We start from the raw sequence: 24,014 nt of genomic DNA, 5'->3' as shown, positions 1-24,014 counted from the left end.
GGGTGGATACCGAAACGGGCCTCAGCGAAGGCTGATGTCGCCCGAGGATTCGATGACCGCCGCGGCACGATCAGTGCGCGGCCTTCCTTAGAAGCCCTCCGGCAAATCAATCGCGCCCACCACCTCGCGGTAACGCGCGATCGCGTAGCGGTCGGTCATGCCGGCGATGAAATCGGCGAGGTGACGCGTGATGCCCGGCTCGTCCGCCGGAAGACGCGAGCGCCACTCGTCCGGCAGCCGTGCCGGATCGTCGCGATAGGCGGCGAACAGGCCCGCCACCACCTGCGCTGCCGCCGCAGCCGCGGCGAGCTGGCGCGGATGGTGGTACAGGTTCGCGTACATGAAGCGCTTCAGGTCGCGTTCGGCGGTCGTCATCGCGGGCGAGAAGCCGATCAGCGCGTGCCCGGCCGCGCGCACGTCGTCGACGCTCGTTACCCCTGCCGCAGCGATGCGGCGGCCTGACTCCTCGATCAGGTCGTTGACCATTGCGCCGATCTGACTGCGGATCAGCTCACCCGCGAGTCGCGCGCGTGGCACGTCCGCGAAGCGCGCGGCGACGCGCTCCCACCCCTGCGCCACCAGCGGCACCGCCATGATCTGGTCGAGCGTCAGCAGACCCGCCCGCAGCCCGTCATCGATGTCGTGATTGTCATACGCGATATCGTCGGCGAGCGCCGCCACCTGTGCCTCGAGCGAGGCGTGCGTGTCGAGCGCGAGCGCCGCCTCGGCATCCGCCTCGGCGAGTTCCCAGCCGGGGTGGCGCACCGGACCGTTGTGCTTGGCGAGCCCCTCGAGCGTCTCCCACGTCAGATTGAGCCCGGGCCAGCGCGGATACGGACGCTCGATCCGCATCAGCGTCCGCAGCGTGTGTCCGTTGTGGTCGAACCCGCCATGCGCGTGGGTGGCGGCGCGCAGCGCGTCCTCGCCGGCGTGACCGAAAGGCGGATGACCGATGTCGTGCGCGAGGCACAGCGCCTCGGTCAGATCCTCGTTGAGCCCGAGCGTGCGCGCGATCGTGCGTCCGATCTGCGCCACCTCAAGGCTGTGCGTCAGCCGCACGCGGAAATGGTCGCCATCGGGGGCGAGGAACACCTGGGTCTTGTGGCGGAGACGGCGGAAGCTGATCGAGTGAATGATACGGTCGCGGTCGCGCTGGAAAGCGTCGCGCGGGCCGCGGTCACCCGCCTCTTCGGAATGCAGCCGGCCACGACTGCGGGCCGGGTCCGCTGCCCAAGGCGCGTGGGTCGCGACGGTGCTCACTTCGTGTCGAGCCGGTCGACCTTCTGCCCCGCCTCGCTGGTGAAGGTAAAGGCGGACAGCCCCTGCTTGGCGAGCGTGTTGACCATCGCGCGCGCCTCTGCCTGAGTCTTGAACGGCCCCGTGACGACGCGGTGCGTTGCGCGCAGCGGCGTGGTATAGGCGCGCTTGCCGGCGAGCGCGGCCGCCTTGCCCTGCGCCGCCTTCCATGCCTTGCCAAGATCATCCGGGTTGGCGCCGCCCGCGACCTGGACCCAGATGCGCGGCGGCTCGTCGCGCTCGGCCTTGCCCCTCGCCTTGTCCGCGCCCTTCGCGGTCCCCTTGCCGGCGACCTTGAGGTCGTCCTCGTCGGCCGCGCTTCTCTTGCCGCCGAGCTTCTTGCCCGCCGCCCCCTTATTGGCCGCCGCCTCCTTGGCCACGGCCTCCTCTTCGGCAGCCGCCTTGCCGCGTGCGCCCCTGCGGGGAGCGGGTGCGTCTTCCCCGCTGGAAGCAGCGCCGCGCCCGGCTTTCTTCGTGACCGGTGCGTCGTCGTCGCCGGTCACACGACCGCGCGCGCCCTTCTTTGCGACGGGCGCCTCCTCCTCGTCGACGGCTCGCCCCTTGCGCCTGCTCTCCGGCGCGGCAAGCTGGCGCCCCTTCGCGCGTGTGGACGCTGGCTCCGGCTCGTCAACGACGTCGCGAGTCGCGACCCGCTTTGCTGCGACGAGCCGCTGGCGCTTCTGCTCGTCCGCCGCGGCGTTGCGTTCGGCCGCCTGCGCCGCCTCGTCGAGCGACGCGCCGGTCGCCACGGGGGTCGCGGCGACCGCTACCGTGCGCTGCGCACCCGGCATCGGGGCTACGCCGAGCTCGGCGGCGGGCACCGAGATGCCGGCAACGATGCGCGCGAGGATCGAGTCCTCGCCGAGCCGGGGCGGGGTCGGGCGTGCGGCACTTGCCACCGCCGGCGTCGCCGCCGCCGCCGCGCGCGGCAGCGGCGCGCTCGCAAGCGAGGACGCCGCGGGCGTGGGCGACGCCGGCGCGGGCGTGGGCGTAGGCGCGGGCGTGGGCGTGGTGCGGCCGACCGCGGCCGGCACGGCCAGGCTGGGGGCGCTGGCGAGCTGCACGGGTAGGGTCGGCGCCGCATTGGTCGTCCGCGACCCGAACCCAGCCGATGGGGCGACGGCACCGCTCGTCTGCGCGGCGGTAGCGACCGCGCCAAGCTGCGGAGCGGCGGTGATCGCGGACGTAACTGGGCCTCGGCTCGCGCTTGCCGTCGGCGTGCGCAGCGGCGTCGCTGATGCGAGCTGCGGCGCCGCGGTTGAGGGAAGGTTGCTCGCCGCTGGCACGGACGAGGGCAGCGCCGCCGCGACCTGCTGCGCCGGTACAGGTGCCGGAGTCGCCGGCCGCGCGCTCGGCTGTCGTCCGGAACGGACCGCCTCACGCGCCGCTAGCTCACGCTGACGCTCCGCCTCCCGCAGGCGTCGGCGCTGTTCGCTGCGCGACAGCGGCTTGGTCGCGACCGGTGTCGGCGCTGCCGCAGCAACCTCGACCCGCCGCGGCGCATAAGGGTCGACGCCAAGTACGGGCAGGATCGGCACCATCCGCGCGTCGGCGAGCCGCGCGGCGGTGGGCGTCACCTCGCCGAAGTGCACCGCGAAAGCGCGATCGGCCGCACCGAGCGTGGGCAGGCGCTGAAAGAAGGCAGCGAGCCCCGTGGCCATGCCCGTCGGCATCATGCCCGCCGCGATCCGGTTCGCACCGGTCACGTCGCCGCCCATCGCCAGGATGAACGCGCGCGCGCGCCACGCGCCCCGGTCGGAGCGTCGCAGCAGCGTGTCGATTTCCGCCAGTGCCTCCTGCTGCCGTCCCGAAATGCCGAGCGACAGTGCGTATCGGCGGCGGATTTCGTCGAGCTCGTCGCCCTGCGCACCGCTCTGCGCCAGGGCGAGGCGATAGTCGCGCTGCGCACGCTCCTGCTCGCCAATCAGGTCATAGGCCAGCCCGCGATCGTCGGCGTAGCGCGCCATCACCGCGCCGTAGCGCTGCGCCTCGTCGAAATAGCGCAGCGCCTCGCCCGGCCGCTCGCCGTTGACGAGGATGCGCGCAATCCCCGCCTTCACGCGCGCGTTGCGGGGATCGATCGCCTCCGCGCGCTTGTAGAGCGCCGCGGCAGCGGTGGCATCGCCGAGCTTGAACGACAGCTCGCCCGCTTCGACCAGCGCGGACAGATCGCGCGGCGAGGCGCCGAGGCGGCGTACCAGCTCGGCGAGCCGGTCGGCGTCGGGGTTGGCAACCGGCATCACGGCCTGCGCGCAGGCGGGCTTCGGCGCGCCCACGGACAGCACCGCCGCGAGCGCCAGCGGGGAGAGCGCGGCGGCGAAGATCCGTCCCGGTCGCGGGCGAGGGACGTCGGTCATGCGATACTACACTCCCCGCCGCGCGCCGGCGGCGGAATGGACTAGTGGCCCGTCGCCGGGCCGGGCGGCCGTCTAGACCGGCTGGCGGCTGAACCGGCAATGACGCGCGATGCGGCACTGCGATGAAGCGCGCCGACACGACGACGAGCCGTGTAGCCGCTTCAGATCTTCTCGGTCGCTGCCAGATAGTCCCACATTTGTTTGGAGCCTTCGTCGCTGAGGCGCAGGAGCACTCGGCGGCGATCGACCGGATCGGGGTCGCGGGTCACCAGACCGCGCTCGACCAGCATCGCGATCTGGCGCAGCGCGGTGGTGAGCGGCGCCCCGGACGCGACCGCCGCGCTGGTGGTATAGGTCTGCCGGCCGGACATTTCCTGTACGAACAGATCGAGCAGCAGATCGAAGGCGGGTTCCCCGAACATCTCGCCCTGAAAATAATGTGTGCGCAACCGCCGTTTGGCAAGGATGCGCTCGGCCGCGAGGCGGAGCAGACGGCGTCGGTCCTCCGGCCGCGGCGTCTCCAGCAACTCCACGGTGACGAGCTGCCGCCGGTTGGCGCCGACGTGGAGAAGGCTGACGTGATTGGTCACCCAGATGACGCTGCCATCCGCGACGATATAGCGTTTGGTGATCGAGAAAGGGTCACCACCCGCCATCAGCGCCTCGGCACGCTGACGATTGACGGTGCGATCGTCCTGATGCGTGATCTCGAGGAAGGTGCGACCGATCAGCAGATCGCGCTCATAGCCGAGCATGGCGACATAGTCGTCATCCGCATCGACGATCCGCATCTGCTCGTCCGTCAGGCAACTCTTCAGGCTGCGCGACGCCGCGCGATCCATCTCCCACCCCCGTGATCCTGCCGCCAAGCGGTCTGCTAATACAGATCGCTAACATAGCACGCACGGGAGTGGGGCGAAGAAGATTTACTACGGACCGATTAGTCGCTGAGAGGCCGAAGGCGTAACCGATCGTGGCAGCTCAGAGCCGCCGGTCACCGGGATAGGCAAACAGCAGGTCGGCGTCGTTCGACGCGTGGAGCTGCTCGTGACCGGTGACGGTGACGCACTCGCCCGCCTTCCACTCCACGCCGGCGATCACGCCTTCGCCGCGGATCGGCACGAGCCACCCGACCGTACCTTCGGGCAGCGCAATCTCGCGCGCGCCGCCCGTCCAGCGCTCCAGCACAAACTTGGGGCCTTCCACCAGGATGGTGCGCCCGGGTGAGACCTGTCCCGGCGAGACATACGGCACATATGGGTCGAGGTGCGCCACCGCGACGCCGTCGTCGAGGTGCAGCTCGCGCGGGCGGCCGTAATCGAACAGTCGGTAGGTCGTGTCGGAGTTCTGCTGCACCTCGATGAGCGTCAGCCCCGCGCCGATGGCGTGGATCACGCCGGATTCGGAATAGAGAAAGTCGCCCGCCTGGACCGGCTTCCAGAAAAGCTTGTGCTCGAGGCTGCCATCCTCGGCGCTGGCGCGCAGTTCCTCACGCGTGATCGGCTGAAGCGGGCCAAGCGCGATCGTCGAATCGGGTTCGGCGGCGAGGATGGTCCAGCACTCGTCCTTGCCGCGCGGTAGGCCGCGCTTGTGCGCTTCCTCATCGGACGGATGATTCTGCACCGACAGCTTCTCGCTGGTGAACAGATATTTGATCAACAGCTCCGATTCTTCCGGATGCGGCGACTGGAACCAGATCTCGCCGATCGGCTCGGCACCGGGGGCGGGATCGGGGAAGCCGGGGAAGAGATGATGCCGCCCCCAGGGTTTCTCGACGCGCTTGGTGGCGAGCAAAGTGGCGGGCATGCGGACTCCTTCGGATACGAGCGATCGGCGGCGATAACGGGTCGTGCACGCGGCGTGTTGCATCCGCGCGAAAGCCGTTGTTCGCCGCAACCTCCTTAAGCTAAGAGCCGGGGCGATGCGTACCCCCCTTTTCCGCTCCCCCCTCGCCCGGCCGCTCGCGCTCGGGCTCGTCGCCGCGCTGGCGCTGCCGGTCGCCGGCTGCGCGGGCAACCGCAACCGGGCCGATCTGCCCTATGTCGCGCGCGACGTGGGGACGCTCTACTCGGCGGCCAAGCAGCGGCTTGACCAAGGCCGGTACAAGGAAGCGGCGGCGCTGTTCGACGAGGTCGAGCGCCAGCATCCCTATTCGGTTTGGGCGCGCCGCGCGCAATTGATGGGCGCGTTCAGTTACTATCTCAACCGGGACTACACGCAGGCGATTCAGGGCGCGCAGCGCTTCCTCTCGGTGCACCCCGGCAACCGCGACGCGCCCTACGCTTATTACCTCGTCGCGATGAGCTATTACGAGCAGATCAACGACGTCACGCGCGACCAGAAGATCACCTCGCAAGCGCAGGACGCACTTGGCGAACTCACCCGGCGCTATCCGAACACGCGCTACGCCGCGGATGCGCGGCTCAAGATCGATCTCGTGCGTGACCATCTCGCCGGCAAGGAGATGGAGATCGGCCGCTTCTACGAGCGCCGCCGGCAGTGGCTCTCCGCCACGCTGCGTTTCCGCCGTGTCGTCGACCAGTATCAGACCACCACGCACGCGCCCGAGGCGCTGATGCGGCTCACCGAGACTTATCTGGCGCTCGGCGTGCGCCCCGAGGCGGAGAAGGCCGCGGCGGTTCTCGGCGCCAACTATCCTGGCAGCGAATGGTATCAGCGCGCGTACAAGCTGATGCAGGAATATCCCGCCACGCCGATCGCGCCGCTCAAGCCCGGCGAGCAGGTCGTGCCGGTCGCCACCCGCGCCGCTGACGCGCCCGGCATTCCGGGCGAGCCGACCGCCGCACCGCCGAGCGCCGACGCGCCCGCGCGGCCGACCCCGGCCACGACCGGCGGTGACAATCCCTCGGGCAGCACCGCGCCCGGCGCGGTGACCGACACGCCTGCCACCACGCCGACCGGACCGCAGTGACACACGCGCGCGGCGGAACGAAAGGGGTAAACAGGCGGGCGATTCGCCGTTAAGGAGCGCAGGCCGATGCTGACCGCGCTATCCATCCGTGACGTCGTGCTGATCGAGGCGCTCGAACTGGAATTCGGGCCCGGGCTCGGCGTGCTCACCGGCGAGACCGGCGCGGGCAAGTCGATCCTGCTCGACGCGCTCGGCCTTGCGCTTGGCCGGCGCGGTGAGAGCGGCCTGGTCCGCAGCGGCGCGGCGCAGGCGGTGGTGACCGCCACCTTCGATGCGCCGCCGGCGGCCGCGGCGCTGCTCGCCGAGAATGGGCTTGAGCTCGATCCCGGCGAGCCGCTGATCATCCGCCGCCTCGTCAAGGCAGACGGGGGCAGCCGCGCCTTTGTCAACGACCAGCCCACCTCCGCCGCGCTGCTGCGCGAGATCGGCGCCCTGCTGGTCGAGATCCACGGTCAGCATGACGATCGCGGGCTGCTGGCGGCGACGGGACATCGCGCGCTGCTCGACGCCTTTGCACGGAGCGACACGCGTGCGGTCGCCGAAGCGCATGCCGCCTGGCGCACCGCCGAACGTGCGCTCGATGCCGCGCGCGATGGCATCGCCGCGGCGCAGCGCGATCGCGAGTGGCTCGAACATTCGGTCGCGGAGCTGGCCAAGCTCGCGCCCGAACCTGGCGAGGAGGAGGCGCTTGCGGAGCGCCGCCGCTCGATGCAGCGCGCCGAGAAGGTGGCGGACGATCTCAACGCGGTGACCGATCATCTTGACGGTGGCGACGGCGCGCTGACCCACCTGCGCCAGGCTGCGCGGGTGCTCGAACGGATCGCGGAAGACCATCCCGCGCTCGCCGACGCGCTTGCGGCGGTGGATCGCGCGTTGATCGAGGGCGGCGCGGCGGAGGAGCGGCTTCGCGAGGCGGCAGCGGCGCTGCTCTATGATCCGCGCCAGCTGGAGGACGATGAGGCGCGCCTGTTCGAGCTGCGCGCGATGGCCCGCAAGCATCGCGTCCAACCCGACGAGCTCGCGGCGCTGGCGGGAGATCTCGCGACGCAGCTCGAACGGCTCAACGCCGGCGAGGAAGGTCTCGCCGGACTCGAGCGCGCGGTGACGAGCGCGCGGGCGCGCTACGAGGCGGCAGCCGCGGCGCTCAGTGCGGGGCGTACGGCCGCGGCGACGCGGCTCGATGCGGCGGTCGCGGCGGAACTGGCGCCGCTCAAGCTCGACGCGGCGCGGTTTCGCACCGTGGTGGCGCCGCTCGCCGAAGGTGACTGGTCCGCTGCGGGGCGCGACCGGGTCGAGTTCGAGATCGCCACCAACCCCGGCGCGCCGTTCGCGGCGCTCGCGAAGATCGCTTCGGGGGGCGAGCTGTCACGCTTCATCCTCGCGCTCAAGGTGGCGCTCGCGCAGGAAGGCGGCGCGTCGACGATGATCTTCGACGAGATCGATCGCGGCGTCGGTGGCGCCGTGGCCAGCGCGATCGGCGAGCGGCTGGCGCGGCTGGCGCAAGGCACGCAGTTGCTGGTGGTAACGCACAGCCCGCAGGTCGCGGCGCGCGGCGCGACGCACTGGTTGATCGCGAAATCGAGCGATGGCGTGGTGACGCGCACGGGTGTCAGGCCGCTCAATCCGGCCGAGCGGCGCGAGGAGATCGCGCGCATGCTCTCGGGCGCAACGGTGACCGACGAGGCGCGCGCGCAGGCGGAGCGGCTGCTCGAAGCGGCGTGACACCGCCAGGCCGGGCTTGAACCGGCAATACGGCGCGAGCGCATGGTCACGTCTCCATTTTGACGACTGCGGCCCCGCGCGGGGACGCTGGTGCGCCCTCCCCCACCAGTGGTAGACGCGCGCCCATGGGTCAGGGTCATCATCACGCGCACGCGCGCCACCACGATCACCACGGGCACGATCACCACGGTCACGATCACCACGGTCACGATCACCACGGTCACGGCCACCACCATCATGCCCCGCCCGAGCGCTGGGACCGCGCCTTTGCGATCGGGATCGCGCTCAACCTGGCCTATGTCGTCGCTGAGGGAGGCGCCGGGCTCGCGTTCGGCTCGATGGCGCTGCTCGCGGACGCCGGGCACAATCTGTCCGACGTGCTCGGGCTGGCGGTCGCCTGGGGCGGCGCGACGCTGGCGCGCGCGGCGCCGTCAAAACGCTTCACCTACGGCCTGAAGGGCTCCACCATCCTGGCCGCGCTCGCCAACGCGCTGCTGCTGCTGGTGGCGCTCGGCGCGATTGCGCTCGAGGCGGTGCATCGGCTCGATGCGCCGCAGTCCGTGCCGGGGCTCACCGTGTCGCTGGTGGCGGGTGCGGGCATCGCGGTGAATGCGGTGACCGCCTGGCTGTTCGCGCGCGGACGCGAGGGCGACGTCAACATCCGCGGCGCCTATCTGCACATGCTCGCCGACGCGCTGGTCTCCGCCGGCGTCGTCGCGGCCGGCATCGCGCTCTACTTCACTGGCTTCGCGTGGATCGACCCGTTGGTGAGCCTCGCCATCGCCGCGCTGATCTTCTGGCAGACCTGGGGGCTGTTGCGCGAAACCGTGGAGATGGCGCTGGCGGGGGTGCCCCGTGGGATCGACTACGACGGGGTGCGCGCCGCGCTCGCCGCGCTACCGGGCGTGGCAGAAGTGCATGATCTGCATATCTGGCCGATGTCGACCACCGAGCCGGGGCTCACCGCGCACCTCTGCCTGCCCGCTGGTCATCCGGGCGACACGTTCCTCCACGCCGCGCAGGACATGCTGCACGAGCGGTTCGGGATCGGCCACGCCACGATCCAGGTCGAGACCGGCGCGCCGTGCGGGCTGGCCGACGAAGGCAAGGTGTGAACCGGCAGGCCCCGCGTTAGCGGCGCATGGGCGGATCGTCCCTGCGCGAGGCGAGGACGAGGCGGGGCCGACTCTCACCCGCGCCCGACCAGCGCGGTGATCAATAGGCCCGCGCCACCGCGAACTCGACCGCCTCGACCATCGCGTCCTTGGCCGCACTCGCCGGGAACGGGGCCAGCGAATCGATCGCGAGCTGGCCGTAATGACGCGCGCGCGCGAAGGTATCGTCCACCGCGCGGCTCTGTCGCACCAGGCCGACCGCATGGTCGAAGTCGGCGTCGCTCGCGCGCCGGCCAGCGACCGCGTCACGCCAAAAGGCGCGCTCCTCCTCGCCGCCGCGCGCATAGGCGAGGATCACCGGCAGCGTCATCTTGCCCTCGCGGAAGTCGTCGCCGGCGTCCTTGCCCATCGTGCCCGAGTCGCTGGTGTAATCGATCGCATCATCGACCAGCTGGAACGCGATGCCGAGATTACGGCCATAAGCATCGAGCGCAGCCTCGGTGTCGGCGCGATCGGCGACCACCGCGGCGATCCGGCAGGCGGCGGCGAACAGCGCCGCCGTCTTGGCGCCGATGATATCGAGGTAGCGCTCCTCGCCCAGGTCGATCCGGCGCACCGCGGTAAGCTGGTTCACCTCGCCCTCCGCGATCACCGCGCTGGCGTTGGACAGGATCTCGAGCGCGCGCAGGCTGCCGCCCTCCACCATCAGCTCGAACGACCGCGAGAAGAGGAAATCGCCCACCAGCACACTGGCCGGATTGCCCCAGATGATGTTGGCGGTGCGCTTGCCGCGGCGTAGGTCGGAGCCGTCGACCACGTCGTCGTGCAGCAGCGTCGCGGTATGGATGAACTCCACCGCGGCGGCGAGCAGGTGGTGGCGCGTGCCGCCATAGCCGAGCAGCCGTGCCCCGGCGAGGGTCAGCATCGGCCGCAGCCGCTTGCCCCCGCCCGCGATCAGATGCCCAGCCAGCTCGGGGATCAGCGGGATCTCCGAGCGCATCCGGTCGACGATCACGCGATTGACCGCCGCCATGTCGTCGGCAACCAAGGTCATGATCGGGTCGAGCGACGGCGAAGTGCCGGCGAGACGGTGGAGAGTGGCGCTCATCTGCTCCCGCCCTTAGGAGGTCGCACGCGCGCAACGCAAGCACAGGCTTGCCCTCGCCGACATCGATCAGCATGGAGGCGGCGCACGCGGGGAGCCGAGCGATGACCGATGACGTCCTGAAACGCTATCGCAAGAGTATCGACAATATCGATGCCGCGCTCGTGTGCCTGCTGGCGGAGCGGTTCAAGATCACGCAAGCGGTGGGCGCGTACAAGGCGACTTCGGGGCTGCCCGCGGCCGACCCGGGGCGTGAGGAAGCGCAGATCGCGCGGCTCCGCCGGCTCAGCGAGGAGGCCGAGCTCGACCCCGAATTTTCGGAAAAGTTCCTGCGCTTCATCATCGACGAGGTGATCCGCCACCATCGCGCGGCGCAGCAGGGCTGAGCGCGCGCCCTCAGCGCGCCTGGAGGCGATCGAGCCGCGCCATCACCGCGCCGGCCTGACGGTGAAGGTAGGCGCGGTGCCCGCTCGGAAAGTCGGCGCGCGGCGCGCGGTCGAACACGCACAGAGTGCCGAGTGCCGTTCCGGCGCCCGCCAGCAGCGGCGCCGCGGCATAGAAGCGCATTTGATGATTCTCGACCAGCACGGGATTGCCTGCGAACCGTCCGTCCGCCGCGATATCGCCGACGTGGAACACGCCCGCGGACATCACCGCGTGGCCGCACAGCGACGTACGGCGGCTATACGCGCCCGCCGCGAAGCCGGCGCCCGCAATCACATATTGCCAGTCCTTGTAGACAATCGACACCGCGGCGGCGCCGGTCTGTAGCGTCTCGCGGACGTCTTCGGTCAGTGCCTGCAATACGGCGTCATGGCGAACCGCGAGCGCGCCAGATCGCTCGACAAGGCGCCCGCGCGCCGACTCGTCATCCGGCGTGGGCGCGGGCTCATAGACGGTCACCCCCACGCTGCTCTCCTCACGCCCCGCGGCGGAAGGCGACGCTGTACAGGAGGAAGGATGAAGCAGACGCTACTATCAGCACCGAAGTGGCATTGATCGAGACAAGCCGATTTGAGAACGCGCCTGCCGGGCGCACTCGCGCGTTGGCGCCTTCACCGGCATGGCGACGCCGGCTGAAGGAGACGGCATGGCCACCCTCGCCGCGCGCGTGCGCGAAAATATCGTTCTGTACGGCGCGTTGGCGGCAAACGTGGGGATCGCGATCGCCAAGTTCGTCGCAGCCACAATCTCGGGCTCCTCGTCGATGCTCACCGAGGGCGTCCACTCGCTGGTCGACAGCGGCAACCAGATCCTGCTGCTTTACGGCCAGTCGAAGGCGCGGCGCGCGCCCGATGCCGCGCATCCGTTCGGCTATGGGCGTGAGCTGTACTTCTGGTCGTTCGTGGTCGCGATCCTGATCTTCGCGGTGGGCGCGGGCGTATCGATCTACGAGGGCTGGCGGCACTGGCGCGCACCCGAACCGCTTGCCGACCCGCTGCTTAACTATATCGTCCTGGCGGTCGCTTTCGCGCTCGAAGGCACGTCCTGGTGCATCGCGATGCGCGAGTTTGCTGCGGCAAAGGGCGAGTCCGGCTGGTGGCGCGCCATCCGCGATTCGAAGGATCCTCCCGGCTTCATGGTGCTCTTCGAGGATTCGGCGGCGCTGGCCGGCCTGGTGATCGCCGCCGCGGGAGTCTGGGCCAGCCACGCTTATGCCGACCCGCGCATCGACGGGCTCGCCTCGATGGCGATCGGGGTGATCCTGGCGCTCGTCGCAGTGCTGCTCGCGCGAGAGAGCAAAGGGCTGCTGATCGGAGAGCGCGCCGATCCCGCGGTGGTCGCGCGCGTCCGCGCGATGGTAGAAGCGCAGCACGGCGTCACCGCGGTCAACCACGTCCGCACGATCCATACCGCGCCCGACAGCATCTTCGTCGCGATCAGTGCCGATTTCGACGATGCGCTCACTATGGGCGAGGGCGAGCGGATGATCGAGACGATCGAGGACCAACTCCGCGCCGCCGAGCCGCGGCTGTCGTCAATTTACATCCGGCCCGAGCGCCATGAGGACGCCGCCGCGCTCGCGCCCGGGACGCCGGCGCGCTAGCGGGCCGGCACCAGCTCGATCACGTCCAGCAGCGACTCGAAGACGGGCCGCGGCAGCGCCACGCGCCAGCGTGTCGGCCCGACTCGCTCGATCCAGCCCGCGAGGTCGCGCGCGGGCTCGCGGCCATAGGCATAAGCGCGCGTCTCGTCGCCCACCACCAGCGTACCGAGGAAGACGGCGCGGAGACCATTGTCGGCGTAGATGATCCCAGCCGGCCGCTGCGGCCCGCCGAGCGTCTCGAGTCGGCGCATGCCGCGCTCGTCGACGAAAATGCGACAGCTGGCCGCGGGATAGGCGACATAGTCGCGCTGACCGGCCGCCTGTGCGCCCAGCTTGATCATGCGACATTGATAATCGCCCTCGGGCGGAATCGGCGCGTCGAGTGCGTGGTCATAGTCGAACAGCTCGCGCTCCGCCGCCACCGCGTCGGGCGCGGTACGACGCGCCCCTTCGAGCGCCCGCTGCCACGACAAGCGCCAGCCGCGCAGGCGCTCGCGATCCGCGGCCGTCGCAACGCGACGCCAGCTGGCACCTGGCTGCGGCGTGGCCGGTGCCGCGAGCGCCGTGACGCCACACGCCGTGGAAACGATCAGCAGCAGCGCACCCGCGGCGAGCCGCCTCACGCCGCGGTCCAGCCGCCGTCGACCGACAGGTTCGCGCCGGTGATCGCCGCCGCCGCGTCGCCGCACAGGAAGAGGGCAAGCGCAGCGACCTGTTCGGCGGTGACGAACCGTTTCGTCGGCTGCGCGGCGAGCAATACGTCGTCGATCACCTGCTCGCGGGTGAGCCCGCGCGCCACCATCGTGGCGGGGATCTGCTGCTCCACGAGCGGTGTCCACACATAGCCCGGCGATACGCAATTTGCGGTGATGCCGTCCCCCGCGGTCTCGAGCGCGACCGTCTTGGTGAGACCGACCAGCCCGTGCTTGGCGGCGACATAAGCGGATTTGTTGGGGCTCGCGACGAGACTGTGCGCGGAGGCGGTGGAGATGATGCGACCCCAGCCGCGCGCGCGCATGTGCGGCACGGCGGTGCGGATTGCATGAAACGACGCGGAGAGGCCGATCGCGATGATCGCATCCCATTTCTCCGCCGGGAACTCGGCGATCGGCGCGACATGCTGGACGCCGGCGTTGTTGACGAGAATATCGGGGCCGCCCCACGCGGCGTGCGCGCGCTCGATCATCGCGACGATTTCGTCGGGTCGGGTCATGTCGGCGGGATCGTACAGCGCGTCGGCGGCGCTCGCTGCGGCAAGCTCGACGCGGGTCTGTTCGATCGCGGCGGCGTCACCCAAACCATTGATCATCACGCTCGCGCCCTCCGCCGCCAGTGCACGCGCGACGGCAAGGCCGATGCCCGAGGTCGATCCCGTCACCACCGCGCTCTTCCCGCTCAGCATCATCCGCCCGTCTCCTCCGCCCTTACCGCGGATCAGCAAAGCCCGTCCGCGTGCAACCCGTCGCACCCCGCGCGCATTCATACCGCGACGGCAACGAAACGCGTGGGGGGACCCGATCGATGCGCCTCGACGATTACGACAATGACATCAACGTCGGCGAGGCGCGCGGCGGTGGCGGCGGCCTGGGCGGCGGCGGCGGTGGCGGCCTGCTGCTCGGCCTGTTGCCGATGATCGGCAGCCGGTTTGGCTGCGGCGGCATCGTCGTGGTGCTGCTGCTGCTCGCGGTGTTCGGCGGGCTCGGCAATCTCGGCAGCATGTTCGGCGGCGGTACGACGTCCGCGCCCACGCAGATAGGCCGCTCCGAGGGCAGCGACGTCCGCCAGGTGTGCGACGCTTCGCCGCAGCGCCGCGAAACGTGCCAGGCGTTCAGCAACGCGCAGAATACCTGGGAGCAGATCTTCGCCAAGGAAGGGCAACGCTTCAGCCCGCCGATGTTGCGCTTCTTCAATGGCAGCGGACGATCGGGTTGCGGCCAGGCGATGTCGGCGATGGGCCCGTTCTACTGCCCGAGCGACAACGGCATCTATCTCGATACCGAATTCTTCGACGAGCTCACCAACCGCTTCAAGGCGCCCGGCGATTTCGCGCAATATTATGTGATCGCGCATGAGTTCGGCCATCACATCCAGAAGCTGCTCGGCACCTCCGACCAGGTGCAGCGCGCGCAGGCACGCGGCGGCGAGCGCGAGGGCAATGCGCTGTCGGTCCGGCTCGAGCTGCAGGCGGATTGCTACGCGGGCGTATGGGCGGCGCAGAACCGACAGCGGCTCGATCCGGGCGACGTCGAGGAAGGCATGCGCGCCGCGCAGGCGATCGGAGACGACACGCTCCAGCGCGAGGCGCAGGGTCGCGTCGTGCCGGACAGCTTCACCCACGGCACTTCGGCGCAGCGGCAGACTTGGCTCCGCCGCGGGATGGAGACGGGTGATCCCGCGCAATGCGACACCTTCTCGGGCCAGATCTAAGCGGGAGTGCGCCGCAACGGAGCGACGTGGCGGTCGCACCAACCTGCGACCGCCCGCACCGTGCCGTCCTCCCTTACCTCGGGATGACGGCACAGTATTAGCGAAGCGGCGCCGCGATGACGCCTGCGCATCGAACCTTATCAAAGCTGGTAGCTGTAATTTAAGCATTTCCGCTCATTGAGGTGACAGCGCGGCGCCGTGGACGCGCCGCCCTCTCAGCTCAACGAGAACGGGTCGGTACATGGGAATGGCGAATACGCTGGCGGGGCGCAGCCTGTCGGCGAAGGTAACGATGTTGATCGTGCTGTCGCTCTCGCTGCTGGCGCTGGTGACCGCGGGTGTTACCGCCAAGATCCTCGGCGCCAACGCCGAGCAGCGCGCCAACGAACGCCAGGAAGCCAATATGCGCGTCGCCTGGGACGTGCTGCACCGTTATGGCCGCGATGCGCGGCGCGACGGCGACACGCTGGCGATCGGCGGCCATGCGCTCAACGGCGACAATCCAGCGGTCGATCACGTCAAGGCGCTGGTCGGCGGCACCGCCACGATCTTCCGCGACGACGTCCGCATCGCCACCAACGTCAAGAACCCGGACGGGTCGCGTGCGGTCGGCACGACGCTGACCAGCCCGGCAGTGCGGGATGCGGTGCTGCGCGACGGCAAGCCCTATCGCGGTCGCGCCGACATCCTCGGCACCCCGTTCTTCACCGCGTACGATCCGATCAAAGATGCCGATGGCAAGGTGGTCGGCGTGCTCTACGTCGGCATCCCCGCGGCGCACTTCCTCGCCGACCTGCACGAGGTGCAGTTCAGCATTGCACTCGCCGCGCTGATCGTCACGGTTGCGGCAGCGCTCGTCTGCCTCGGCGTCACCCGGCGCATGTTCCGCCCGCTCGCCCAGATGCGTGGCGCGATGGAGCAGCTCGCCCGTGGCGAGCTCCAGATCACGGTGCCGGGGCTGGATCGCCGAGACGAAATCGGCACCATGGCCAAGTCGGTCAGCGTGTTCCGCCAAGGCGCGCTGGAGAAGGCGCGCGCTGATGAGGAACAGCGCGACGTGGTCGAGACGCTCGCGCGTCACCTCGCCGCGCTGGCGGACGGGCGCCTCACGGCGCGTATCCAGGACCCCTTCCCTGACAGCTACGAGCGCCTCCGCGCCGACTATAATCATGCGCTGGAGGAAATCCGCGGTGCGATCAGCGCGATCCGCGACGGCAGCGCGGCGGTGCACGGGCATACGGCGGAGCTGAGCCAGGCATCCGACGATCTCTCGCGCCGCACCGAACATCAAGCCGCGAGCCTCGAGGAGACCTCCGCGGCGATGAGCGAGATCGCCGGCACGATGCGACAGGCTGCCGACGGGGCCGCCAAGGCGCGCGAGGCGATGGAGACGGTGCACGGCGAGTCACAGCGCGGCGGCGCGGTGGTGCGCGACGCGGTGGCGGCTATGGGGCGGCTCGAGCAGGCCTCCGCCGAGATCGGCGACATCATCGCGGTGATTGACGCGATCGCGTTCCAGACCAATCTGCTCGCGCTCAACGCCGGAGTCGAGGCGGCGCGTGCGGGCGACGCGGGCAAGGGCTTCGCCGTGGTCGCCAACGAGGTCCGCGCGCTCGCCGCCCGCTGCGCCGAGGCTGCGACGGACGTGCGCCAGCGCATCACGCAGAGTGGCGAACAGGTCGATGCCAGCGTTCGCCTCGTCAACGAGACCGGTGCGGCGCTCGATCGCATCACCACGCAGATCAGTGGCATCGGTCAGCTAGTGGCCGAGATCGCTGCCTCGGCGCGGTCGCAGGCCAGCGGCCTCGACCAGATCGACACTGCGCTGGCGCAGATCGACGGGGTGACGCAGCAGAATGCCGCCATGGTCGAGGAGATCACCGCTGTATCGCGAAACCTCGAGAGTGGGGCCAACTCGCTGACGCAGGAGGTCGCGCGCTTCGTCGTCGGCGAGGCTCAGGCGCCCCGCGACCATGTGCGGCGGCTCGCGCACGCCGCCTGACCACCACCATTCAAGAACGGAAAGGCCCCGGGCGTCGCCGCCCGGAGCCTTCTTTGAGCGTGGGTCAGTGACCCGCGCGCGACCGTGACGACTCAGTAGGTGCCCGAAAAGCTGCTGTTCAGGTTGGTCGACCCCGCGTTGCTATCGCTCGACGTGGTACCCGACGCCGAACCGGTCGCCCCGGTCGTACCCGTCGCGGTGCCACCGGCGCTTGCGCTCGTGCCGCTGGTCGAGTGGGTGTCGCGCTGACGATCGTCGCTGCCGCGATCACCATAGCCGAACATCGCCTGGTTCTTCTCCTCGGTCCGCCAGTGCTGCTTGGCCTCGTCCGCGGTCTTGGACAGGGTCACCTTTTTGTCCTCGACCGACTTGATCCAACGCGACGGGATCGAGTGGTGCTGACCGCCCGCGTCGGCGTCGTTCTTGGTCAGCAGGATGCGATCGCCACGCACCTTGTCGACGGTACCGACATGGCTGCCGTCCGAGCCGACCACCTCGTCATGCTCCTGCACCTTGTCGAGCGAGTCCCGCTGACCCTGGCGCTCCGTGCGCCACGAGGCGAACTCGTTGTGGAACTTGGTGCGGTTCTCCTGGCGATACTCGTCATAGTCACGGTCGAACGACGCAATCTGGTTCGAACGCCAGCTATGATAATCGCCATCACGGTCCTGATCGCCGCGCTGGCTGTACGAGCGCTCGTCGTAGCGGGTGTCGGCCTCGCGACGGCGCTCGGCGTCCTCGTCGCCGAACCAGCTGCGCACCTCGTCACCCGCCCGCGCGAGAAAGCCACGCTCCTCATAGTCGTAACCTTGCGGCTGACGACCATAGTCGCGTCCACCGGACGGGCGCCCACGGTAATTGTCGTCGTCGGCATGGCGACGCGACCCTACGTCCTCGAAGCGGCGCCCGTCGGACGCGTAGCTGCCGTGATACTCGTTGCGATAGCCCTGCTGGCCGGTATCGCCGCGCCCGGAGCGCTGCTGCCCATAATCCTGGCGACCATAACCCTGCTGCGAATAGCCGCGATTGCCATAGTCCTGATTGCCATAATCCTGGCGCTGGAAACGGTCGCGGTCCTGCTCGCCGTAGCGCGACTGGCCGTATTGCTGCGCGCCATACCGGCCGCGATCACCGTTGCCGAAGCCGCTTTCGCCATAGCCGCGATCGCCGTAATCGCGTCCTTCGTCGCGATAGCCGCGCGCATAGCCGGCGTTGCCGTAGCCGCGCTGGCTGTCGCCGCTGCGGTCGCTCAAACCGCCGCGCTCATCGCCGCGATCAAGGCGACCGGCAGCCTGATAGTCGCGGGCGCTGGAATAGCTCTGATTGCGACCCGATCCGTAATCGCGACCGTAATCCTGCGTCTCGCTGCGGCCGTAATAATCGTCCTGCGGATTGGTCCCGCGCGGGTAGCGTTCGTAACCCATGATGGTTCTCCTGCGTGACACCTCGCGCGACACTTCTGCGTCGTCGCGAGCGAGCCTACTGACAAGGATCAAGCGCCGTGTTCGTTCCTGCCGTTGCGGTAGCGCAACGGCGGCTCGTCGCACCGTGCCACCGGCTGGCCTGCCGGGAGATTTCGCTCGCTGCCCGCATTTCAGGTTGCAAGCCGTTTAGGCCCCGGTTAAGGGCGGCGCTCCCCGGCACAAGCGGGGAACGCGGGCGGGGCCGTAGCTCAGCTGGGAGAGCGCTGCAATCGCACTGCAGAGGTCAGGGGTTCGATCCCCCTCGGCTCCACCACCCGCCCGATGCTCCCAGCGCGCACCGCCGCTGGAGCCCTGATGACGAACGATCCTTCATCGCACGTGCTGCCGCCGGCCATGCCCGCCGCGACCCTGATCGTCTTCCGCGATCGCCCCGACGGCCCTCCGGACCTGCTGATGGTCGAACGGTCGCGCCGGCTTGCCTTCGCACCGGGCGCCACCGTTTTTCCAGGAGGGCGGGTGGATCCCGGCGATCTCGCGCTCGCGGCGACATGGGGGTTCGATGCCGTACCCGACGCCGACGCACGGATCGCCGCGATCCGCGAGACGATCGAAGAAGCCGGTGTCGCGATCGGCCTTGCCGCGCCAACCCGCGTCGACGCAATCCGGGCTGCGTTGCACGAGGGGCGGTCCTTCGAGGAAGCATTGAGCGGCATGACTCTCGCGCTCGATCATCTTGTTCCCTTCGCGCACTGGTGCCCGGGCGAGCGCCATACGCGCGTCTTCGACACGCGCTTCTACCTCGCCCGCCTGCCGGCGCACGCCGGACCGGCGCAGGTCGATGCGACCGAGAACGTGCGGCTGGAATGGGCCAGCGCGCGTGCGACGCTGGAGGCCGCCGCGCAAGGCGAGCGCAGCCTGATCTTCCCCACCCGGCGCAACCTCGAGCGGCTGGCGCAGTTTGCCAGCTACGACGAGGCGGTGGCGCAGGCGCGGGCCACTCCGTTGCGGCGGATCACGCCCTGGATCGAGACGCGCGCCGGAGTGGACCACCTCTGCATCCCCGACGATCTCGGCTATCCCGTCACCGCAGAGCCCGTGGCGGCGGCGCGGCGCGGCTGAGCGGCGCCGGGCGCGTGCTTCGCGGCCTGCGCCGGCTGATCACCACAACCATGGTGTTGGCGCTGCTCGCCGCGGCGGGCCTGATCTTTTGGGCCTTTCTGCGCGCGCGACCGCAGGACACTCCCTGGGCACCCCTTACTCTGGGTGAGCCCGTCGGATTGTTCACCGGACGTAAGCTCGCCGCGCTCGGGACCGATCCCGCGCGTTGTGCCGCGCTGCTTGATCACGCCGGCGTCCGCTACACCAGCCTACCGCCCCGACGCGACGCCTCCCGGCAATGCGGGTACGCCGGAGCGGTGCGGCTCGTTCGAGGCGGTGCGCGGCAGATCGCGCTCACGCCGGCGCGCGTCGGCATCGCCTGTCCGGTCGCGGCTGCGTTGGCAATGTGGGAGTGGGACGTCGTCGCGCCCGCAGCGCAACGTCACTTCGGCCAGCGGGTGGTGCAGATCGAGCATGTCGGCAGCTATTCGTGCCGACGCTTATACGGGCGCGTGAACGGCGGCTGGAGCGAGCATGCGCGCGCCAATGCGCTTGACGTGGTCGGCTTCCGCCTGGTTGACGGTACCCCGGTCAGCGTGCGGCGCGACTGGCGTGCGCCCGGCCCCAAGAGCGCCTTTCTCCACGAGGTCCGCGACGGCGCGTGCGGCCTGTTCGCCACGGTGCTGTCGCCCGACTATAATGCCGCGCACCGCGATCACTTCCACCTCGACCAGGCCGCGCGAGGTGCCACGGCGTGGCGGGCCTGCCGCTGAGCCGCGGCGAGGGACAAGGCGGCGAAGCATGGAAGCAATCACGCCCCACCCCCACTAACGCACGGGCACTTCGCCGCGTGCCCGACCACGGCCGCGCCCCTCCGACGCGGCCGCAGCCCGTGCCTCAGTGCGGCAGCGCGGTGACGTCCACCTTCTCGACCCAGGCGGGGAAGAAGGCGGGCTGACGCGACGACCAACCCGAGGCGGTCGCCGCCGCCTCGCTGATCGATTGCAGCAACGTGCGGCGCAGCTCGGGATGCAGATGCGGCATCGCGGCGGCGGCGCAGAAGGCAGACGGCAGCCACGGCCGCACCTGCGCGCCGACCAGCCGCTCGTACAGGAAGCGATATGCCGAGAAGGTGGTGATGCGTCCCTGCCCCAGGTCGAAGGCGGAGAGCGTCACCAGCGGCGCGAGCAGTTGCTCGGCAGTCTCGAGTCCACTGTCATCGGGCACCATCGCGCGGATCGCGGGGAGGCGACGATAATGGTGCGCCTGCGCCCGAATGCTCGCTGACTCGACGACATCGCGCGACCAGCGAGTCATGGCGTCGTCGCGGTCAAGCCCGACATCGAGACTGCGTCGCACATAGCGCTGCGTCGCCGCCGCGAAGCCGGCGAACTCCTTCATTTCGGCCAATGTCATCGCGCCCTCGGCCGGCTTCCTTCTGGCACCCATGATCGTACCCCGCCCCAGCGTGTTTCAACCGGGACGATCATGCACGGGAAAGGTTAATGCGACCCTTCACGCACCGCTCGCCCGATTGTCATCAATCCATCACGAACCGTGCCGCACCGCAACATGGATGCGACCAGCAGTTGTATCATGGTGGATAATGCGCCTGCGACGCGTCTTTCGGGCAACAATCGTTCGCGCCATCGGCTTGCTCGGAGTGGGGTTGAGCGAGGTAGAGCGTTCATCCAGATGAAGAGCCGGCCGGCATGTTGCTCGGCGGCGATGCAACCGCTCACGGCGGAAGCGGCCTCGTGTGACGCCCCACATCAAAGAGGGGCGTCCCGCGATGGCCGTCGGGTCGCCTCAGATAAGGCGCTCAGGCATCGCGCTGGCGCTCGGCCTCTTCGGCTTCGTCATAACCCGACGACGGCGCCGGATCGTTTCGCCCCGGCTGAGTCGCGGAGACCGGATCCGACGCGTCCATCGACTCGTCGAGCCCTTGGTCGACCTTCGCGTCGGCGCTGTCAGGATGCTTCTGCAGCCGCTTCTCGATCGAGCGGTCCTGTCCCGCATCCTGCCGCGGATCCTTGGCGCCGCCTGCGTTTCCAGCCTCGGGCGCCACCGACAGGCTATCGAGCGCGCGGTCGTCGATCGGGCTCTGGTCGGTCATCTGTCTCTCTCCTTTGAGGCGGCAATCTTCTGTCACACCTAACGCCGCGCGCCACCCCGCGTTCCTGCCACTCAGTCGGGCAGACGGATCACCCGAACCGTCTGCTCCCACAGGAGCGCGGTACCGAACACCGTCATGAACGCGATGTCGGTGGCGTCCCGCCCCACCGCCACGCGCGCCATCTCGTCCGCACGCGCCATGCGGGTGGCATCGACGAGGTGCCAGGCGCCGTCCAGCCACAGTTCCGCAACCGCGTGGAAATCGGGTGGGTCGACCCCGGGAGCGTAGACCGCAGCGCATCGGGCCGGGATCTCCGCCGCGCGAGCCATTGCCACAAGCAGATGCGCATAGTCGCGACACACGCCACGCGCCTGCGCCAGCGTGGCAATCGCAGTGGTGCGCGTGTCGGTCGCGCTGCCGTCATAGGTGAGATGCCCATGAACCCAGTCCGCGAGCGCGCGGGCGAGCGCACCGCCCGAGAGGCCGGCAAAGGTCCGGCGCACGAAATGCTCGAGCTGGTCGGACTCGCAATAGCGGCTCGGCAGCAGGTACGGGATCGTCGCGGCGGGCAATCCGGTCACCGGCGTGGCGCCGAGCGTCGCGAAATCGACCGTCGCACGCTCGATCGTGAGCGTCGCCGCATAGCGCGCCACCAGCCGGCGCTCGCCGCGCGCCCAGCAGCGCTGCCCCACCCCTTCCTCGCCGGCCACGGCGCGGATCGGATGATCGGACTCGATCACCAGCGACTGGGTGTGGAGCCGTTGATCGGGCAACGCCGCTGCCTCGATCTGGAGCAGCACGTCGGCGGGCTCCGGGAAGCCGTAATCAAGCAATACCTGGATCGAGAGGCGCATGTGATCGAACTCCGGCCCGCGTGACGGAGCCCCATAGCGAAGGGGCCCGGCGGTTGCCCGTCGAGCCCCTTCCTAACGCTGCCGAACGTCGATCGGCGCCGCGGTCAGTCGCGATTGCCGCCGAACAGCCGCAGAATGAAGAGGAACATGTTGATGAAGTCGAGATAGAGGCTCAGCGCCGACATCACGACCGCCTTGCCGACCATCTCGGGACCATAGCCCGCCACCTGAAAGTACAGGCTCTTGGTGCGCTGCGTGTCATAGGCGGTGAGGCCCGCGAACAGCAGCACGCCGATGATCGAGATCATCAGACCGAGCGGACCCGAGTTGACGAACAGGTTGATCAGGCTGGCGACGATCAGGCCGACGAGGCCGATAATCAGGAACGCGCCGAACGCCGACAGGTCACGCTTCGTCGTGTAGCCATAGAGGCTGAGCGCACCGAAGCCCGCCGCGGTGGCGGCAAACGCCTGCGCGATCGCGACCGGCGAGTAGACGAAGAAAATCGACGAGAGCGACAGCCCCATCGCCACCGCGAAGCCCCAGAACATGGCCTTCAGCGTGGAGGTGGAGAACTTGCCCTGCCCGAAGCTCATCGCAAAGACGAAGCCGAGCGGCGCCAGCGCCACCAACCAGCGCAGCGGCGTCTGGAACACCATCGCGGCATAGCCGGACAGCGCGAATGCCAGCGCGACGATGCCGGTGAGCAGCACGCCCGATGTCATGTAATTGTAGACGGACAGCATGTACGACCGCAGCCCGGCGTCGAACGCCGCGTCGCGGGTGCCCGAAGCGGTTCCGCCGAACGCGGCAGCGGAGGGCCGGGGATCGGACCAGTTGGCCATTGTCTCAAAACTCCTTCGGCCGGCTAGTTGCCGGATGCGACGAATATCGCCGCGCGCCGTTTCCATTTCAAGGAAGGGGGTCCCCATTCCGACGGCAGCAACCCTTCGTTACAGAGATTTCATGCACCGCTTGTTCGTCGCTCTGCGCCCGCCCCCCGCGATCCGCGCCACGCTGCTGGCGACGCCCGGATCGGGGCTGCCAGGCGCGCGCTGGCAGGACGACGAACAGCTGCACCTGACGTTGCGCTTCATCGGTGCGGTGGAGCGTACCCAGGCGGAGGACGTTGCCGCGACGCTCGCGGGTGTCATCGCGCCTGTTCCGATCGTGCGCGTGGAAGGTGTCGGCGCGTTCGATCGCGGCGGCCGCGCGGACACGTTATGGGCGCGGGTCGTACCCGCCGACCCGCTCGCCGCACTCCACCGCAAGGTCGACCAGGCGCTGCGCCGCGCCGCGATCGCGCCCGACCAGCGGCGCTACCTGCCGCATATCACGCTGGCCCGGCTGCCGCGTCGCGGCGTCGACCCGGCTGCGGTCGCGCGCTGGACGGAAGCGCATGCCGCGCTGACCACGCCCGACTTCCGGCTGGAGCATCTGCTGCTGTATGAGAGCCATCTGACGGCCGCGGGCGCACGCTACGAAGCGGTCGCGCGCTGGCCGCTGACCTGAGCGGCTC

At 69.5% G+C, this 24,014-nt stretch carries 23 protein-coding genes and 1 tRNA gene; 11 read left to right on the top strand and 13 right to left on the bottom strand.

Going from position 1 to position 24,014, the window contains the following annotated elements:
- Positions 1 to 87: 87 nt before the first annotated feature.
- From ACMGDM_RS09340 to ACMGDM_RS09325, 4 genes are all read right to left on the bottom strand, one after another.
- Positions 88 to 1,260 carry a deoxyguanosinetriphosphate triphosphohydrolase gene (locus ACMGDM_RS09340; RefSeq protein WP_436803859.1) on the bottom strand — a complete coding sequence of 391 codons (1,173 nt, stop codon included), beginning with the start codon at positions 1,258 to 1,260 and terminating at the stop codon, positions 88 to 90.
- Entirely contained in the window at positions 1,257 to 3,653 is a 2,397-nt protein-coding gene (locus ACMGDM_RS09335) for a tetratricopeptide repeat protein (RefSeq protein WP_436803858.1), read from the bottom strand. The genes ACMGDM_RS09340 and ACMGDM_RS09335 overlap by 4 nt, the downstream gene beginning before the upstream one ends.
- 161 nt (positions 3,654 to 3,814) lie before the next feature.
- Positions 3,815 to 4,495 carry a PAS domain S-box protein gene (locus ACMGDM_RS09330; protein WP_436803857.1) on the bottom strand — a complete coding sequence of 227 codons (681 nt, stop codon included), beginning with the start codon at positions 4,493 to 4,495 and terminating at the stop codon, positions 3,815 to 3,817.
- A gap of 139 nt (positions 4,496 to 4,634) precedes the next feature.
- Positions 4,635 to 5,459 (bottom strand): class I mannose-6-phosphate isomerase, encoded by an 825-nt coding sequence (locus ACMGDM_RS09325; protein ID WP_436803856.1) that lies wholly within the window; start codon positions 5,457 to 5,459, stop codon positions 4,635 to 4,637.
- Between the two features lie 115 nt (positions 5,460 to 5,574).
- Between ACMGDM_RS09325 and ACMGDM_RS09320 the strand changes: the two genes are divergently transcribed.
- The 3 genes from ACMGDM_RS09320 (at position 5,575) to ACMGDM_RS09310 (ending at position 9,422) form a co-directional block, all read left to right on the top strand.
- Entirely contained in the window at positions 5,575 to 6,585 is a 1,011-nt protein-coding gene (locus tag ACMGDM_RS09320; protein WP_436803855.1) for an outer membrane protein assembly factor BamD, read from the top strand.
- A gap of 66 nt (positions 6,586 to 6,651) precedes the next feature.
- Positions 6,652 to 8,307 carry a DNA repair protein RecN gene (recN, locus tag ACMGDM_RS09315; protein WP_436803854.1) on the top strand — a complete coding sequence of 552 codons (1,656 nt, stop codon included), beginning with the start codon at positions 6,652 to 6,654 and terminating at the stop codon, positions 8,305 to 8,307.
- Positions 8,308 to 8,432: 125 nt separating this feature from the next.
- Positions 8,433 to 9,422: a cation diffusion facilitator family transporter gene (locus ACMGDM_RS09310; RefSeq protein ID WP_436803853.1), complete on the top strand. Its 990-nt coding sequence runs from the start codon at positions 8,433 to 8,435 to the stop codon at positions 9,420 to 9,422.
- A gap of 100 nt (positions 9,423 to 9,522) precedes the next feature.
- Here ACMGDM_RS09310 and ACMGDM_RS09305 read toward each other — a convergent pair whose 3' ends face one another.
- Complete coding sequence (locus tag ACMGDM_RS09305; protein WP_436803852.1) at positions 9,523 to 10,530, bottom strand: polyprenyl synthetase family protein; 1,008 nt, start codon at positions 10,528 to 10,530, stop codon at positions 9,523 to 9,525.
- Positions 10,531 to 10,631: 101 nt separating this feature from the next.
- Here ACMGDM_RS09305 and ACMGDM_RS09300 point away from each other — a divergent pair, with 101 nt between their 5' ends.
- The gene (locus ACMGDM_RS09300) at positions 10,632 to 10,913 is read left to right on the top strand and encodes a chorismate mutase (RefSeq protein ID WP_436803851.1); all 282 of its coding nucleotides are present in this window, start codon (positions 10,632 to 10,634) and stop codon (positions 10,911 to 10,913) included.
- Positions 10,914 to 10,923: 10 nt separating this feature from the next.
- On the opposite strand, the gene ACMGDM_RS09295 is transcribed toward ACMGDM_RS09300, so the two are convergent.
- Entirely contained in the window at positions 10,924 to 11,436 is a 513-nt protein-coding gene (locus ACMGDM_RS09295) for a GAF domain-containing protein (RefSeq protein WP_436803850.1), read from the bottom strand.
- A 181-nt stretch (positions 11,437 to 11,617) separates the two neighbouring features.
- Here ACMGDM_RS09295 and ACMGDM_RS09290 point away from each other — a divergent pair, with 181 nt between their 5' ends.
- Positions 11,618 to 12,574, top strand: a complete 957-nt coding sequence (locus ACMGDM_RS09290) for a cation diffusion facilitator family transporter (protein WP_436803849.1) — start codon at positions 11,618 to 11,620, stop codon at positions 12,572 to 12,574.
- Here the strand turns inward: ACMGDM_RS09290 and ACMGDM_RS09285 are convergent.
- Complete coding sequence (locus ACMGDM_RS09285) at positions 12,571 to 13,197, bottom strand: DUF4893 domain-containing protein (RefSeq protein ID WP_436803848.1); 627 nt, start codon at positions 13,195 to 13,197, stop codon at positions 12,571 to 12,573. The genes ACMGDM_RS09290 and ACMGDM_RS09285 overlap by 4 nt on opposite strands.
- A complete protein-coding gene (locus tag ACMGDM_RS09280) occupies positions 13,194 to 13,979 on the bottom strand; it encodes a 3-hydroxybutyrate dehydrogenase (RefSeq protein ID WP_436803847.1) in 786 nt (261 codons plus the stop codon). Before ACMGDM_RS09280 ends, ACMGDM_RS09285 begins: the two co-directional genes overlap by 4 nt.
- Positions 13,980 to 14,095: 116 nt before the next feature.
- Here ACMGDM_RS09280 and ypfJ point away from each other — a divergent pair, with 116 nt between their 5' ends.
- Both ypfJ and ACMGDM_RS09270 read left to right on the top strand, forming a co-directional pair.
- Positions 14,096 to 15,001, top strand: coding sequence for a KPN_02809 family neutral zinc metallopeptidase (gene ypfJ / locus ACMGDM_RS09275; protein WP_436803846.1), 906 nt, complete (start codon positions 14,096 to 14,098; stop codon positions 14,999 to 15,001).
- Between the two features lie 247 nt (positions 15,002 to 15,248).
- Positions 15,249 to 17,003 (top strand): methyl-accepting chemotaxis protein, encoded by a 1,755-nt coding sequence (locus tag ACMGDM_RS09270; RefSeq protein ID WP_436803845.1) that lies wholly within the window; start codon positions 15,249 to 15,251, stop codon positions 17,001 to 17,003.
- Between the two features lie 92 nt (positions 17,004 to 17,095).
- On the opposite strand, the gene ACMGDM_RS09265 is transcribed toward ACMGDM_RS09270, so the two are convergent.
- Positions 17,096 to 18,427, bottom strand: a complete 1,332-nt coding sequence (locus ACMGDM_RS09265; RefSeq protein WP_436803844.1) for a DUF2171 domain-containing protein — start codon at positions 18,425 to 18,427, stop codon at positions 17,096 to 17,098.
- A gap of 237 nt (positions 18,428 to 18,664) precedes the next feature.
- On the opposite strand from ACMGDM_RS09265, the gene ACMGDM_RS09260 reads away from it, so the two are divergent.
- From ACMGDM_RS09260 to ACMGDM_RS09250, 3 genes are all read left to right on the top strand, one after another.
- Positions 18,665 to 18,740: transfer RNA gene (locus tag ACMGDM_RS09260), tRNA-Ala, on the top strand.
- Positions 18,741 to 18,781: 41 nt separating this feature from the next.
- A complete protein-coding gene (locus ACMGDM_RS09255; RefSeq protein ID WP_436803843.1) occupies positions 18,782 to 19,546 on the top strand; it encodes an NUDIX hydrolase in 765 nt (254 codons plus the stop codon).
- 50 nt (positions 19,547 to 19,596) lie between these two features.
- Positions 19,597 to 20,298 carry an extensin-like domain-containing protein gene (locus ACMGDM_RS09250; RefSeq protein ID WP_436804257.1) on the top strand — a complete coding sequence of 234 codons (702 nt, stop codon included), beginning with the start codon at positions 19,597 to 19,599 and terminating at the stop codon, positions 20,296 to 20,298.
- A 124-nt stretch (positions 20,299 to 20,422) separates the two neighbouring features.
- Here the strand turns inward: ACMGDM_RS09250 and ACMGDM_RS09245 are convergent, their stop codons facing one another.
- From ACMGDM_RS09245 to ACMGDM_RS09230, 4 genes are all read right to left on the bottom strand, one after another.
- Positions 20,423 to 20,974 (bottom strand): hypothetical protein, encoded by a 552-nt coding sequence (locus tag ACMGDM_RS09245; RefSeq protein WP_436803842.1) that lies wholly within the window; start codon positions 20,972 to 20,974, stop codon positions 20,423 to 20,425.
- A 373-nt stretch (positions 20,975 to 21,347) separates the two neighbouring features.
- A complete protein-coding gene (locus ACMGDM_RS09240; RefSeq protein ID WP_436803841.1) occupies positions 21,348 to 21,641 on the bottom strand; it encodes a hypothetical protein in 294 nt (97 codons plus the stop codon).
- Positions 21,642 to 21,712: 71 nt separating this feature from the next.
- A complete protein-coding gene (locus ACMGDM_RS09235) occupies positions 21,713 to 22,495 on the bottom strand; it encodes a transglutaminase-like domain-containing protein (RefSeq protein ID WP_436803840.1) in 783 nt (260 codons plus the stop codon).
- 104 nt (positions 22,496 to 22,599) lie between these two features.
- Positions 22,600 to 23,340, bottom strand: coding sequence for a Bax inhibitor-1/YccA family protein (locus ACMGDM_RS09230; protein WP_436803839.1), 741 nt, complete (start codon positions 23,338 to 23,340; stop codon positions 22,600 to 22,602).
- Between the two features lie 121 nt (positions 23,341 to 23,461).
- Here ACMGDM_RS09230 and thpR point away from each other — a divergent pair, with 121 nt between their 5' ends.
- Positions 23,462 to 24,007 carry an RNA 2',3'-cyclic phosphodiesterase gene (gene thpR / locus ACMGDM_RS09225; RefSeq protein WP_436803838.1) on the top strand — a complete coding sequence of 182 codons (546 nt, stop codon included), beginning with the start codon at positions 23,462 to 23,464 and terminating at the stop codon, positions 24,005 to 24,007.
- The last annotated feature ends 7 nt before the right edge of the window (positions 24,008 to 24,014 follow it).

Origin of the sequence: Sphingomonas larreae (assembly GCF_051400595.1) — a bacterium.
GTDB lineage: Bacteria > Pseudomonadota > Alphaproteobacteria > Sphingomonadales > Sphingomonadaceae > Sphingomonas.
The sequence above is the reverse complement of the archived record's forward strand: the minus strand, read 5'-3'. Positions and strand labels throughout refer to the sequence as shown.

What these genes read in the sequence shown, in the direction of transcription:
- ACMGDM_RS09230 (WP_436803839.1), bottom strand. Translation starts at nt 23,340, where the DNA reads ATGGCCAACTGGTCCGATCCCCGGCCCTCCGCTGCCGCGTTCGGCGGA.
- ACMGDM_RS09265 (WP_436803844.1), bottom strand. Translation starts at nt 18,427, where the DNA reads ATGGGTTACGAACGCTACCCGCGCGGGACCAATCCGCAGGACGATTAT.
- ACMGDM_RS09310 (WP_436803853.1), top strand. Translation starts at nt 8,433, where the DNA reads ATGGGTCAGGGTCATCATCACGCGCACGCGCGCCACCACGATCACCAC.
- ACMGDM_RS09255 (WP_436803843.1), top strand. Translation starts at nt 18,782, where the DNA reads ATGACGAACGATCCTTCATCGCACGTGCTGCCGCCGGCCATGCCCGCC.
- ypfJ (WP_436803846.1), top strand. Translation starts at nt 14,096, where the DNA reads ATGCGCCTCGACGATTACGACAATGACATCAACGTCGGCGAGGCGCGC.
- recN (WP_436803854.1), top strand. Translation starts at nt 6,652, where the DNA reads ATGCTGACCGCGCTATCCATCCGTGACGTCGTGCTGATCGAGGCGCTC.
- thpR (WP_436803838.1), top strand. Translation starts at nt 23,462, where the DNA reads ATGCACCGCTTGTTCGTCGCTCTGCGCCCGCCCCCCGCGATCCGCGCC.
- ACMGDM_RS09305 (WP_436803852.1), bottom strand. Translation starts at nt 10,530, where the DNA reads ATGAGCGCCACTCTCCACCGTCTCGCCGGCACTTCGCCGTCGCTCGAC.
- ACMGDM_RS09250 (WP_436804257.1), top strand. Translation starts at nt 19,597, where the DNA reads ATGGTGTTGGCGCTGCTCGCCGCGGCGGGCCTGATCTTTTGGGCCTTT.
- ACMGDM_RS09270 (WP_436803845.1), top strand. Translation starts at nt 15,249, where the DNA reads ATGGCGAATACGCTGGCGGGGCGCAGCCTGTCGGCGAAGGTAACGATG.
- ACMGDM_RS09320 (WP_436803855.1), top strand. Translation starts at nt 5,575, where the DNA reads ATGCGTACCCCCCTTTTCCGCTCCCCCCTCGCCCGGCCGCTCGCGCTC.
- ACMGDM_RS09325 (WP_436803856.1), bottom strand. Translation starts at nt 5,459, where the DNA reads ATGCCCGCCACTTTGCTCGCCACCAAGCGCGTCGAGAAACCCTGGGGG.
- ACMGDM_RS09290 (WP_436803849.1), top strand. Translation starts at nt 11,618, where the DNA reads ATGGCCACCCTCGCCGCGCGCGTGCGCGAAAATATCGTTCTGTACGGC.
- ACMGDM_RS09335 (WP_436803858.1), bottom strand. Translation starts at nt 3,653, where the DNA reads ATGACCGACGTCCCTCGCCCGCGACCGGGACGGATCTTCGCCGCCGCG.
- ACMGDM_RS09245 (WP_436803842.1), bottom strand. Translation starts at nt 20,974, where the DNA reads ATGGGTGCCAGAAGGAAGCCGGCCGAGGGCGCGATGACATTGGCCGAA.
- ACMGDM_RS09300 (WP_436803851.1), top strand. Translation starts at nt 10,632, where the DNA reads ATGACCGATGACGTCCTGAAACGCTATCGCAAGAGTATCGACAATATC.
- ACMGDM_RS09330 (WP_436803857.1), bottom strand. Translation starts at nt 4,495, where the DNA reads ATGGATCGCGCGGCGTCGCGCAGCCTGAAGAGTTGCCTGACGGACGAG.
- ACMGDM_RS09240 (WP_436803841.1), bottom strand. Translation starts at nt 21,641, where the DNA reads ATGACCGACCAGAGCCCGATCGACGACCGCGCGCTCGATAGCCTGTCG.
- ACMGDM_RS09235 (WP_436803840.1), bottom strand. Translation starts at nt 22,495, where the DNA reads ATGCGCCTCTCGATCCAGGTATTGCTTGATTACGGCTTCCCGGAGCCC.
- ACMGDM_RS09280 (WP_436803847.1), bottom strand. Translation starts at nt 13,979, where the DNA reads ATGATGCTGAGCGGGAAGAGCGCGGTGGTGACGGGATCGACCTCGGGC.